This window comes from Variovorax sp. JS1663, from assembly GCF_002157355.1.
GTDB lineage: Bacteria > Pseudomonadota > Gammaproteobacteria > Burkholderiales > Burkholderiaceae_C > Variovorax.
The window spans coordinates 96634-109034 of record NZ_LYMK01000023.1; the positions used below are offsets into that span (position 1 = coordinate 96634).

The following is a 12401-nucleotide window of genomic DNA, read 5'->3' on the forward strand; positions in this document are numbered from 1 at the left end:
AGCGTCTGCCACCTATGCTGCTGCGGCGGCGAGTTGTCGTTCGACCGCTGCGGCAATCAGTGGCGCCATCTTGCGAAGGCCTTCGAGCGTGAGATCCTTGGTTTGGTAGAGCTCATACCATGCGCGCCGCTGTCGAACGATCCGCTCGTCGTCGCGCAATTTGAGTCGCTTCAGCGTGAACTCCGCGCGCTCTCTGGCTGCCGCGGGCACCGCATCGGTCAGCTTCAACTGGAGCGAGGGCAGATCGACTTCGAACCACCCTTCCTGCACTTCGAAGGGGTCGAGAAGTTCATTGGACGGATGCTTCTTCTTGGAGCTGTTGATCCAGCCTTCGATATAGCGATAGTTCGACCACTCGTACGCCTTGGAAGAATCTTCGTCGCAGCTGATGAAGTGATCGACGGTGCCGCTCGAGATCCACATCGCCCCGAATCCGCAGCGATTCTGAAAGCCTTTGGCCAAGTCGAGCCTGAATGGCGACCACAAGTCCTTGGGACGTTTCGCACCCGGGTTGGCCGCCAGCCACTCCTGGCCCTTCTGGCGGCATTTCGCATCGAACTCATCGGGCTCGTCGATAGGGTTGGCGACGCGGTTCATGCGCTCGTCGTCTGTCCTGGGTGCTTCTCCACCCAGACGACCCAGCGAGGCCAGAAATGATCCGAACCGGGCAGCGTGCGCCTCAGCGCTTCATCGATCTGCTGTTGATCGGACAGGTATGGTGGGAGAGCCTGCTTGTCGTTGCGCATCCACGCCTCCGCCGCTTCGATGGCTTCCTCGGCTTCCACGGAACGCGCCTGCTGAAGTCCGAAGGCGTCAGAAACCAGCCAGTTCACCACGTCGCCCTGCTTGGCCCATGCCTCGTGCGAGACCTCGGCCTTTCCGGCTTGCAGCTTGATTGTGAAGATCGCGTCTTGATCTTCGTCGAACTCAGGCTCCACCGAGGCCAGCACCAATGGCGAGTGGGTTGCGACCAGGAGCTGCACCGGCACGTTCTTGCCCGTCAGCGCGCGCATCACATTCATCAGTGCGGGGACGATCCGCCGCTGCCATTGCGGGTGCAGATGGCATTCGATCTCGTCGATCAGAAAGATGATCTCCTTGGCTGGATTGCGTCGTGTCTGTGCGCAAGCCAACTGGTGTTCGCGCCACGTCCAAACGAGCAGGTACGCCAGCGCGGCGATGCGGCGCATGCCTGCCGACGCGTGGACCAGTGGGACATCCTGTCCATAGGGCATGCGCAGGGAGGGGTAGTCGGTCACGTCGAGTCCCACCCTCACAGGGTCGCCCGGCGTCAAGTGCTCCTGGCCAGAGGGCGAAAGCGCGTCCAGGACTTTGACCAGATCGCCGAATGCCGGGTCGTTGCCTTTCTGCCAAAGGACCCAGTCCTGAATCAAACCATTGCAGTGGCGGATACCGCCCGCGCCTTCCAGTCCCTTCCAGACATCGTCGGGCGTGAAGTTGAATGCGCGCAGTCGCTCGAACGTTTGCGCATCCTTGTCGCTCCAGTAGTTTCGCGCAGGGTCCCATGCCGCAAAGCTGCCGTCCACGCCTGCATAGATCACCACCCCGGGAATCGGTGGACGCCCCGGTTTGACGGGCCAGCTCTGGTCTGCGTGCTTGAACACGCTTTCCTCGGTGAAGTCGCCGGGGGTCGATTTACTGTAGGCGTAGGAGATGGAAGACTTCTTGGCGCCTCGCTGAGGCGCGGCCGGCACGCCTCGGGCCCATGTACGCGTCAGCGTCCACCATGCGATATCCAGCAGAAAACTCTTGCCCAGGCCGTTGTCGCCCGAGATGAAGTTGAGCCGCGGCGCGAACTCGACAGGCCCGAACACCCTCGCCGGGCCGACGCCCTGAAGGTGCAGTGACTTCAGCATGAATCAACTCCTCCGGAAACGAGGGCTACGAACTGGGCGAACACGATGCGAGGACTGAACGGCACTCAGGCTCGGTGCAAGGGTGCAGAAAAGGGTGCAGAAGAGTGTAAGACAGCGCGTCACATGGGCTTCAGCGTGCGCGGCTGCCGCCCCTGCCTGCCGATTCGCGAATAAGTAGCCAATAAGTAGAGGCTCTCTTTCGACACTGGCTCCCATCGAAAGAAGGAGCCCCCGTGAGAGAGATTCGCAGCTACCTGGTCCGCGTATACCGCCAAGACGCCGAGGCGCTCGCCGGCGTCGTCGAGGACGTCCAAAGCAGCCGGATCGCCCCTTTCCAGTCCCTGGCCGAGCTGTGCCAGGTGCTGAGCGGGCGCAAGCGCTTCGCCCGGCGCACGGTGAGCCGCAGGAGGACGGCGTCGTGAACGCGGCCGAGGTCCTGGACGCGGCGCCGGAGTCGGTCTCCGGCGACCCGGCGGAGGAATACAAGGGCGTGTGCGACTTCATGCGCCTGTACGCCACGCTGCGCTTCTATCAGCTGGCGCTGCTGCTGGGCACCACCGGCAGCATCATCACCGCGCTGTCCTCCCACGCCGTGCGCAGCAGCTTCGCCCGCGCCGAGCTGCTGAAGACCGGCGGGCTCGTCATCAGCCTGGCCTTCCTGGTGATGGAGTTCCGCTCCACCACCTACTGGCACCGCCTGCGTGACCGCGGCAACGCGCTGGCGCAGCAGCTGCGCTACCTGCGCTTCCCCACGCCCTCGCGCTGGAACCCGCTGACCACCAGCGGCGCCGGCTTCTACCTGCACGCCGTCGTGTCCGCCCTGTGGCTCGCCAGCCTGTTCCTGCGCCTGCAGCCTCCCGCCTGATTTCCTCCTGCCCCCAACCCCAACCCCAACCCCTGAAAGAGAGACCCGCCATGACTTCCAAGACCCTGTCCATCCTCGCCCTGTCGCTGACCCTGGGCACCGCCGGCCTGGTCCACGCCGCCGGCACGGCCTCGCCCGCGATCTACCCCGCCAAGGGCCAGAGCGCCAAGCAGCAGGACAAGGACAAGTACCAGTGCTACGCCTGGGCCCGCGACCAGACCGGCTTCGACCCGGCACAGGCGCAGACCGCCGCGGCGCCCGCACCCCAGCCGCCCGGCGCGCTGGCCCGCGGTGCGATGGGCGGCGCGGCGATCGCCTCGATCGCCGACCACGACCCGGCGGGCGGCGCCGCCGCCGGTGCCCTCGGTGCCGCGGTGCGCGGAAAGATGAAGGAACGCCAGGCCGCGCAGCAGCAGCAACAGGCCCAGGCCCAGCACAAGTCCGCCTACGACCGGGCCTTCAAGGCCTGCATGGAAGGGCGCGGCTACGTGCTGCGCTGAAGCCCGGGGCCCATGAACGACGACGACAAGGAGAAGGAGCTCGCCATGAATCCCCCCACCGTGCTGGCCTTGCTCGGCGCCGCCCTGCTGGCCGGCGGCTGCGCCCCCAAGGAAGAAGCCGCCCACGAGGACATCCGGCCGGTGCGCAGCGTCGTGGCCGGCGAAAGCAGCGGCACCGTGGGCGCGACCTACTCGGGCCAGGTCCAGTCGCGCTACGAGAGCAAGCTGGGCTTCCAGGCCTCGGGCCGCATCGTGGCGCGGCTGGTCGAGATCGGCACCCACGTGCGGCGCGGCCAGCCGCTGATGCGCCTCGACCCGGCGCAGGAGGCGCTGCAGGTGGTGGCCGCCACCGCCAGCGTGGACGCGGCGAGGAGCCGCGTTTCGCAGAACCGCGTGGACCTTCAGCGCACCGAGCAGCTGCTGGCGCGCAAGTTCGCCTCGCAGGCCGAGGTGGACCAGCAGCGCCTGGCGCTGGCCGAATCGGAATCGCAGCTGCGCTCGTCGCTGGCGCAGCAGCAGCTGCGCGTCAACCAGCGCGGCTACACCGAGCTGGTGGCCGACCGCGACGGCGTGGTCGCATCGATCAGTGCCGAATCGGGCCAGGTGGTCTCTGCCGGCCAGCAGGTGATCACGCTGGCCGCCGACGGCGAGCGCGAGGTGCTGGTGAGCGTGCCCGAGTCGCGCATCGACGAGCTGCGGCGCGCGAAGCGGCTGGAGGTGTCGCTCTGGGCCCGGCCCGGCCAGCGCTACGAGGGCAGCCTGCGTGAGCTGGCGCCGGATGCCGACAGCGTGACGCGCACCTACGCCGCGCGCATCGCCGTCAAGGGCGCCGATGCGGCGCTGGTGCTGGGCATGACGGCCTCCGTCTTCGTGCCCGACGTGGAGGGCCGATCGGCCATCCGCCTGCCGCTGTCGGCCATTCACCACCAGGACGGCAAGCCGATGGTGTGGGTGGTGGATGCGGCGAGCACGCAGGTATCGGCGCGCCCCGTCGAGCTGGGCAGCGCGCAGAACGACAGCGTGCTGATCGCCGGCGGCCTGAAGGGCGGCGAGACCGTGGTCACCGCCGGCGTGCACATGCTGCATGCGGGGCAGAAGGTGAAGGCGGCTGCGAGCGCGCAGGGAGCGCAGCCATGAGCAGATTGAATCTCTCCGAGTGGGCGCTGAAGCACCCGCAGATGATCGTCTTCCTCCTGCTGCTGCTCGGCCTCTCGGGCCTCTTCGCCTACAGCCGCCTGGGCCAGAAGGAAGACCCCGAATTCACCGTCAAGACCATGGTGGTGCAGGCCTCCTGGCCCGGCAGCTCGGCGCAGCAGATGGCCGAGCAGGTCACCGACAAGCTGGAGAAGAAGCTGCAGGAGATCGCCGAGATCGACTACACCAGCAGCTACGCCAAGCCCGGCGTCACGCAGATCAAGGTCAACCTGCGCGAGGCCACCCCGCCCGCCGCGGTGCCGCAGGTCTGGTACCAGGTGCGCAAGAAGCTCGGCGACATCCAGGCCACGCTGCCGCAGGGCGTGCGCGGGCCCTTCTTCAACGACGAGTTCGGCGACACCTTCGGCAACCTCTACGCCATCACCGGCGACGGCTTCGGCTATGCCGAGCTGCGCGACTTCGCCGATGCCGCGCGCAACGAGTTCCTGCGCGTGGCCGACGTCAACAAGGTCGAGCTGGTGGGCGCTCAGGACCCGAAGATCCACGTCGAGGCCAGCAACGCCAAGCTGGCTTCGCTGGGCATCGACCCCTCGCTCATCGCCTCGACCCTGGCCGCGGCCAACACGGTCGATGCGGCGGGCACGGTGCTGACCGCGTCCGAGCAGCTGCGCCTCACGGTGAGCGGCGAGTTCGATTCGGTCGAGAGCATCCGCGACATGGGCATCCGCGCCAATGGGCGCACCTTCCGCCTCGGCGACATCGCCGAGGTGCGGCGCGGCCTGGTCGATCCGGCCACCTCGAAGATGCGCTTCGACGGCCAGGAGGCCGTCGGCCTGGCGGTCAGCATGCGCAAGGGCGGCGACGTGATCCGCCTCGGCGAGCAGCTTTCCGCCACCGTCGCCCGCATCCAGGCCAGCCTGCCGGTGGGCGTGCAGGTCCATGCCGTCTCGGACCAGCCCAAGGTGGTGGCCGAGTCGGTGCACGAATTCAAGAAGAGCCTGCTGGAGGCCGTGGTCATCGTGCTGGTGGTGAGCTTCTTCTCGCTGGGCCTGCGCACCGGCCTGGTGGTGGCGCTCAGCATCCCGCTGGTGCTGGCGCTGACCTTCCTCGTGATGTATGTGCTCGGCATCGAGCTGCAGCGCATCTCGCTGGGCGCGCTGATCATCTCGCTGGGCCTGCTGGTGGACGACGCGATCATCGCGGTCGAGATGATGGCGCTCAAGCTGGAGCAGGGCTGGGACCGCTTCCGCGCCGCCACCTACGCCTACACGGCAACCGCCTTCCCCATGCTCACCGGCACGCTGATCACGGCGGCGGGCTTCCTGCCGGTGGGCTTCGCCAGGTCGGGCGCGGGCGAGTACGTGTTCTCGCTGTTCCAGGTGGTGGGCATCTCGCTCATGCTGTCCTGGATCGTCGCGGTGGTGTTCACGCCCTACATCGGCTTCAAGCTGCTGAAGGAGCAGCCGCACGCGGGCCACCATGACGAAGATGCGATCTACCAGCGCGGCTTCTACGCACGCTTCCGCGTCCTGGTCGAGTGGTGCCTGGCGCGGCGGCGCTGGGTGATCGCCGGCACGCTGGCGCTCTTCGCCGGTTCGATCGCGCTCTTCGGCGCGGTGCCCAAGCAGTTCTTCCCGGCCTCGGACCGGCCCGAGCTGATGGTCGACCTGTGGCTGCCGCAGTCCGCCACCTTCGAGGCCAGCCAGCGCGAAGTGGAGGCGCTCGAGGCGCAGCTGCGCAAAGACCCGGACGTGCTTGCCGTCACCAGCTACGTCGGCACCGGCAGCCCGCGCTTCTACCTGCCGCTGGACGTGCAGACGCCCAACCTCAACCTGGGCGAGCTGATGGTGATGACGAAGGGCGGCGAGGCGCGCGAGCGCGTGCTGGCGAAGGTCCAGCACCTGCTCGACAACGGCTTTCCGCTGGTGCGCGGCCGCGTCAACCGGCTGGAGAACGGGCCGCCGGTGGGCTACCCGCTGCAGTTCCGCGTCTTCGGGCAGGACCCGGCCCAGGTGCGCACCATCGCCGACCGGGTGGCCTCGGTCCTGCGCGCCGACCCCCACGTGCGGCGCGTCAACCAGGACTGGGGCGAGCGGCTGAAGCGCCTGCGCGTCGACATCGACCAGGACAAGGCGCGCCAGCTCGGCATCAGCTCGCGCCAGGTCAAGACCGCGCTGCAGGGCTCGCTCAGCGGCACGACCATCACGCAGTACCGCGAGGGCGACAAGGAGCTCGACGTGATCGCCCGGCTCGTGGAGGAAGAGCGCACCGACCTCAACAACCTGAAGGACGCGCGCATCTACCTGCGCGACGGCAAGTTCGTGCCGGTCTCGCAGGTGGCGCGGCTGTCGCTGGACAGCGAGGACAGCGTGCTGTGGCGCCGCAACCGCGTGCCCACGCTCACCGTGCGCGCCGACGTGGCCGGCGCCGAGGCGCCCGACGTGGCGCTGGCGCTCCAGCCGAAGATCGAGGCGCTGGCGAAGACGCTGCCGCTGGGCTACGGCATCGACACCGGCGGCGCGCTGGAGTCCAGCAGCAAGTCGCAGGCCTCGATCTTCGCGGTGATGCCACTGATGGCGGCGGCCGTGCTGCTGCTGCTCATGGTGCAGCTGCAGGACCTGAAGAAGATGGCGCTGGTGCTGCTCACCGCGCCGCTGGGGCTGATCGGCGTGGCGCTGATGCTCTTCGCCTTCCGCATCCCCTTCGGCTTCGTCGCCATGCTGGGCGTGATCGCGCTGGCCGGGATGATCATCCGCAACTCGGTGATTCTGGTGGTGCAGATCGACCACGACGTGGCGGCCGGCGCGCCGCTGTGGACCGCGATCGTCGAATCGGCCGTGCGGCGTATGCGGCCGATCATCCTGACGGCGCTGGCCGCCATCCTCGCGATGGTCCCGCTCACGCGCTCGGTCTTCTGGGGCCCGATGGCCTGGTCGATCATGGGCGGGCTCTTCGTCGCGACCCTGCTCACCCTCCTCTTCCTGCCCGCGCTCTACGCCAGCTGGTACGGCGCGAAGCGGCCCGCGGCCGCATGACCTTCCACGGACACGACGATGAACACGAGGATGAACACGATACGCATCAAGCAGGCCGCCTTGGCGGTGCTGGTCGCCGGCGCGTCGGGCGCGGCCTTCGGGCTCGACCTGATGGCCTCCTATGAAAGCGCGCTGCGCGCCGACCCCACCATGCGCGCGGCCGACCAGGCCGTGATCGCGGGCCGCGAGAAGGCCGTGCAGGGCGACGCGCTGCTGAAGCCGCAGGTCTCGCTGCAGGCCAGCCTGAACCGGGTGAGCGAGAAGTCGACGATCAGCACGGGCTACGGCAGCACGCAGTCGGACAGCCGCGGCAACGTGCACCAGGTTGGCGTGCAGCTGGTGCAGCCGCTGTACGACGCGAAGGCCGGCGCCGAGCGCAAGCAGCTGCACCAGCAGACCGCGCTGGCCGAAGTCGGGTACCGCGACGCGCAGCAGGACCTGGTGCGGCGCGTGGCCGAGGCGTACTTCAACGTGCTGCTGGCGCGCGAGACTCTGCGCGTCGCGCAGGCCGAGATGACCGCGGTGGGCATGCAGCGCGACCGCGCGCAGGCCCGCTTCGACGTGGGCCGCGGCCGCATCACCGACCTGCAGGAGGCGCAGGCGCGCCACGACAGCGTGGCGGCGCGCGAGGTCTCGGCCCAGAGCGCGCTGGCGCTGCGGCAGGCGCAATACCGCGAGCTCACCGGCCTGCCGGCCGAGGGCCTGGCCGGACTGCGCGCCGGCTTCGCGCCCGTGCCGCCCCAACCCGACAACCTGGAGAGCTGGCAGACCCGGGGGCTGGACGGCAACACCCGCGTGCAGGTGAAGCGCAATGAACTGCTCATCGCCGGCGCGGAGATCGACAAGTACCGGCTGAGCGGCCGGCCCACCGTCGACCTGGTCGCCAGCTTCACCCGCCAGGGCCAGAACGGCGGCCTGCCGGCGTCCGTCTCGCCCGACAGCGCGCGCGGCGCCAGCGTCGGCGTGCAGCTCACGGTGCCGCTCTACACGGGTGGCGCGCTGAACTCGCGCTGGCGCGAATCCATCGCGCGCCGGGACCAGGCCGAGCAGGAGCTGGGCGCGGCCGAGCGCGATGCCCGGCTGCAGGTGCAGGACGCCTTTCTCGCGGTGAAGACCGGGGTGAGCCGCATCGGCGCGCTGGAGCAGTCGGTGCTCTCGGCGCGCACCGCGCTGGAGGCCACCACGCTCGGCCGCGACCTGGGCAGCCGCACCGAGCTGGACGTGCTGGACGCCCAGCAGCGGCTGTACACGGCCGAACTGGACTTGGCACAGGCGAAGAACGACTATCTGCTGGGCCGCATCCGGCTCGCATCCGCCGCCGGGGACTTGCGCGAGGACGACCTGCGCGCGCTCAACGGCTACCTGGTGCGCTGATGCGCACCCGCAGGAACGACAGGAGGAAGACCATGGACACCGATGTACTCGTCGTCGGCGCCGGCCCCACCGGCCTCATGCTCGCCAACCAGCTCGCACGCCGCGGCGTGCGCACCCTCATCATCGACCGCCATGCCCACCCGGCGCGCGAGACCCGTGCGCTCGGGGTGCAGGCGCGCACGCTGGAGATCTACCAGAAGCTCGGCGTGGTGGAGCAGGCGCTGGCACTCGGCAAGCGCGGCGACGGCGCCAACCTCTGGGCCGACGGCCGCCGCATGGCGCGCGTGCCGCTGGCGGACGCCGGCGCGCGGCTCAGTCCCTACCCCTACATCCTCGTGCTCGGCCAGGACGACAACGAGAAGATCCTCGGCGAGCGCCTGCACGACTTCGGCCTGTCGGTGAGCTGGAACACCGAGCTGATGGCCTTCACGCAGACGCCGGATGGCGTCGTCGCGACGCTGCAGCGGCCCGACGGCAGCCTGCGCGAGGTGAAGGCGGGCTGGATCGCGGGCTGCGACGGCGCCCGCAGCGCGGTGCGCGAGCAGAGCGGCATCGGCTTTCCCGGCGCGCCCTACGAGCATGTCTTCTTCGTCGCCGACGTGGAGGCCAGCGGCGGCATGGTGCCCGACGAGGTGAACGTGTACCTGTGGAAGGAGGGCTTTCACCTGATGTTCCCCATGCGCGGGACGGACCACTGGCGGCTGGTCGGCATCCTGCCCGAGGCGCTGCGCGGGCGGCCCGATGTGCGCTTCGAGGACGTGGTTTCGTCGGTGCGCGAGCAGGCCGGCGAGGGGCTGGTCTTCAAGGGCTGCAGCTGGTTCTCGACCTACCGCATCCACCACCGCAGCGCCTCGCACTTCCGCGAGGGGCGCGCCTTCGTGCTCGGCGATGCGGCCCACATCCACAGCCCGCTGGGCGCGCAGGGCATGAACACCGGCCTGCAGGATGCCTACAACCTCGGCTGGAAGCTGGCGCTGGTCACGCAGGGGAAGGCCGACGCCTCGCTGCTCGACTCCTACGAGGCCGAGCGGCTGCCGGTGGCGCGCCGCCTGCTGGACACCACGGACCGGGGCTTCCGGCTGGTGGTGTCGGACAGCTGGTTCGCCGGCCTGCTGCGCACCGAGGTGCTGGCCCGCGTCGGCGCCCTGGCCATGAGCCGGCCGCGCATCCAGCGCACCGCCTTCCGCACGGTGTCGCAGATCGGCATCCACTACCGGGAGAGCCCGCTGTCGATGGCGCTGGGAGGAACGCCCGAGAACGCGCCGTACGCCGGCGACCGCTTTCCCTGGCTGCGCCTGCGCTTCACGCCGCAGGGGCCGGTGGAGGACGTGTTCGAGAAGCTGGACGACCTGCACTTCCACCTGCTCGTGTTCGGCCAGGAGCCGCCGGCCCGCACCGGCTGGCCGGCCGGCGAGCTGCTGCGGGTGCACGCGATTCCGCCCGGCCCGGAGAACGAGGCCGAGCTGGCCCGTGCGAGCATCCCGGGGAAATCGTTCTACCTGCTGCGGCCGGACGGCTATGTCGGGCTGAGCGGCATCCGGCTCGACGAGGGGGCCGTGGCGCGCTTCGTCCGCGAGCGGCTGGCGATGGCGGCGTGAGGCCTGCATACGCCAGCATGGACCGCGTGACAAGAGCAATAGTGACGAGGGCCCGCGCGGCCGCGCCGTTCACACTCGGGCGCTGGTGTCGTCAAGCGAGAAGGGAGCGTTCATGGCGGTGGATGCAAAGCGGTTCAGAAGACGGTCCTTGATCGAGTCACGGGGCTTGCACGCCCTCCTGGCCGTCGCGTTCGGCATCGCCGTGTTCGCCGTGGCCGTGACGGGGTGGTGGGCTTCGACGTACTGGATTCCCTTGCAGGACGTGAAGGGCGCGGTGCGCGCCAAGCTCGACAACGGCGCTTCCGCGCAATTCGAGCATGTCTGGTACAGCAAGCAGACCCGCGTCGGCTGCGGCTATGTCAGCGTGAAGGAGCCGGCGGGCGGGTACAAGGGCAAGAAGCACTTCATCCTGTTCCCCGGCGGCGAACTCCAGCTCGAGCCCTCGCGCGAGACCCAGGGCGACGCCGCGCAGCAGATCGCGGCGCTCGAGCAGCAGGCGCGCTATGCGCAGGCGATCCGGGCGAACTGCCTGCAGTGATCTAGTTCGTGACCGGCGCGTTGCGCATTCGCTCGTTTCCTGCTCGAGCGGATCGCGAACAGGCACGCCAGGTCCCGGGTTGCCGCGAAGTAGGTCTCTCGCGCCTCGAACTGCTTCCTGGCCAGGATGTGCTCGGCGACATCCAGTGTTGTGCCGTGGTACAGCGTGGTCTCGCGCTCATTGTCTTCATCGTCCGGTCGTTGGGCCATCGTGGTCACTTCGAAGAATTCACACCGCGCATGCTGAGGCAACCCGTCGACGTTCGCTTCAGCAATATGGGGGATGTGTCGCGATTTCTTTCTTCGCCGAGCCTGCGCGTTGATACAGTTGCCCGCACTACCCCGCAAGGACGGTGACCCATGGCTTTCCCCCTGTTGTGCAGGTTCGCCGCTTGCGCCCTGCTGGCCATCGCCGCGCTGCCGGCCGACGCCGGCACCACCAGCGCCTTCACCCTCTCCGCGCAAAGCTACGCGGGCTCCCGCGAGCGCCAGTACAAGGTCTATGTGCCCGACGGCCTCACGGCGCCCGCGCCGATGGTCATGGCCCTGCACGGCTGCCAGCAGACGCACGACGACGTGCTGCGCGACTGGGGCCTGGCGGCGGCGGCCGACCGCTACGGCTTCATCCTCGTCACCCCCTTCATCACCAGCTACGACGGCCTGCGCAACACCAACTGCTGGGGCTTCTGGCTCGATCAGCACCGGCACCAGGGCCGCGGCGAGCCGGAGGACCTGCACCAGATCGGCCGGCAGGTGGAGGCGCGCTTCGCCGTCGATCCGAAGCGGCGCTACGTGACCGGGCTGTCCTCCGGCGGCGCGATGGCGGTGGTGCTCTCGGTCACGCACAACGAGTACTTCGCCGCCGCGGCCAGCGCCTCGGGGCTGCCCTACGGCGAGGACTCGGCCTCGGTGTCGTTCTCCGGGTGTCCGGGCAGTGCCACCTTCCATGCGGTGAGCCGGGTGGTGTCGGACATGCGGGCCGAGCGCAACGCGGCCAACCCGATCCCGCTGATGGTGCTGCAGAACAACGGCGACTGCACCGTGATCCAGCCCGCCGGCCGCAACCTGCGCGATGCGCAGCTGCAGCTCAACGGCGATACGGGCCATGACACGCCGGCCGAGGCGCTGGCGCAGCAGCGCGCCTGCACGCCGGTCAACGGCAGCGGCTACGGCTGCCAGCAGAGCTTCTACACCGTCGATGCGCGGGTCGGCAGCCGCTCGCTGGTCGAGACCGTGTTCTACGACGGGCCCACTGCCACGCCCGACCCGGGCGACACCGACCACGGCCATTACTGGATCGGCGGCGCGCAGGGCCGCGACGGCAAATGGGCCTTGCAGCGCGGGCCCAGCTACCCGGACATCGTGTGGGATTTCTTTTCGCGCCACGCGTCCGAAGGTGGGACGGCACCGCCGCCGCCTCCACCACCGCCCCCGCCGCCCGCCTGCACCAGCGTGAGCGC

The 12401-nt window shown here is 69.1% G+C and carries 12 protein-coding genes; 9 read left to right on the forward strand and 3 right to left on the reverse strand.

The genetic code is table 11. The features are described 5' to 3' along the window. Window positions 1-12 precede the first annotated feature (12 nt). On the reverse strand, window positions 13-597 hold the full coding sequence (locus A8M77_RS19725) for a hypothetical protein (protein WP_086923206.1): 585 nt from the start codon (window positions 595-597) through the stop codon (window positions 13-15). Then, window positions 594-1877: an AAA family ATPase gene (locus tag A8M77_RS19730; RefSeq protein WP_086923207.1), complete on the reverse strand. Its 1284-nt coding sequence runs from the start codon at window positions 1875-1877 to the stop codon at window positions 594-596. The genes A8M77_RS19725 and A8M77_RS19730 overlap by 4 nt, the downstream gene beginning before the upstream one ends. Before the next feature lie 233 nt (window positions 1878-2110). Between A8M77_RS19730 and A8M77_RS19735 the strand changes: the two genes are divergently transcribed. The 8 genes from A8M77_RS19735 (at window position 2111) to A8M77_RS19770 (ending at window position 10942) form a co-directional block, all read left to right on the forward strand. Further along, window positions 2111-2299, forward strand: a complete 189-nt coding sequence (locus A8M77_RS19735; protein ID WP_086923208.1) for a hypothetical protein — start codon at window positions 2111-2113, stop codon at window positions 2297-2299. Next, window positions 2296-2742: a hypothetical protein gene (locus tag A8M77_RS19740; protein ID WP_086923209.1), complete on the forward strand. Its 447-nt coding sequence runs from the start codon at window positions 2296-2298 to the stop codon at window positions 2740-2742. The genes A8M77_RS19735 and A8M77_RS19740 overlap by 4 nt, the downstream gene beginning before the upstream one ends. Before the next feature lie 50 nt (window positions 2743-2792). After that, on the forward strand, window positions 2793-3242 hold the full coding sequence (locus A8M77_RS19745; protein ID WP_238136891.1) for a hypothetical protein: 450 nt from the start codon (window positions 2793-2795) through the stop codon (window positions 3240-3242). Between the two features lie 12 nt (window positions 3243-3254). Next, the gene (locus tag A8M77_RS19750) at window positions 3255-4379 is read left to right on the forward strand and encodes an efflux RND transporter periplasmic adaptor subunit (RefSeq protein WP_238136892.1); all 1125 of its coding nucleotides are present in this window, start codon (window positions 3255-3257) and stop codon (window positions 4377-4379) included. Continuing rightward, window positions 4376-7432, forward strand: coding sequence for an efflux RND transporter permease subunit (locus A8M77_RS19755; RefSeq protein ID WP_086923210.1), 3057 nt, complete (start codon window positions 4376-4378; stop codon window positions 7430-7432). The genes A8M77_RS19750 and A8M77_RS19755 overlap by 4 nt, the downstream gene beginning before the upstream one ends. 30 nt (window positions 7433-7462) lie before the next feature. Next, the gene (locus tag A8M77_RS19760) at window positions 7463-8806 is read left to right on the forward strand and encodes a TolC family outer membrane protein (RefSeq protein WP_238136893.1); all 1344 of its coding nucleotides are present in this window, start codon (window positions 7463-7465) and stop codon (window positions 8804-8806) included. A 32-nt stretch (window positions 8807-8838) separates the two neighbouring features. Continuing rightward, complete coding sequence (locus tag A8M77_RS19765; protein WP_086923212.1) at window positions 8839-10404, forward strand: FAD-dependent oxidoreductase; 1566 nt, start codon at window positions 8839-8841, stop codon at window positions 10402-10404. Between the two features lie 148 nt (window positions 10405-10552). Continuing rightward, on the forward strand, window positions 10553-10942 hold the full coding sequence (locus A8M77_RS19770; protein WP_086923213.1) for a hypothetical protein: 390 nt from the start codon (window positions 10553-10555) through the stop codon (window positions 10940-10942). Here the strand turns inward: A8M77_RS19770 and A8M77_RS19775 are convergent. Next, window positions 10906-11160 (reverse strand): hypothetical protein, encoded by a 255-nt coding sequence (locus tag A8M77_RS19775; protein WP_143694663.1) that lies wholly within the window; start codon window positions 11158-11160, stop codon window positions 10906-10908. The genes A8M77_RS19770 and A8M77_RS19775 overlap by 37 nt on opposite strands. A gap of 141 nt (window positions 11161-11301) precedes the next feature. On the opposite strand from A8M77_RS19775, the gene A8M77_RS19780 reads away from it, so the two are divergent. Next, window positions 11302-12401 (forward strand): extracellular catalytic domain type 1 short-chain-length polyhydroxyalkanoate depolymerase (locus A8M77_RS19780; RefSeq protein ID WP_086923215.1); only part of this gene is annotated, 1100 nt, incomplete at its 3' end.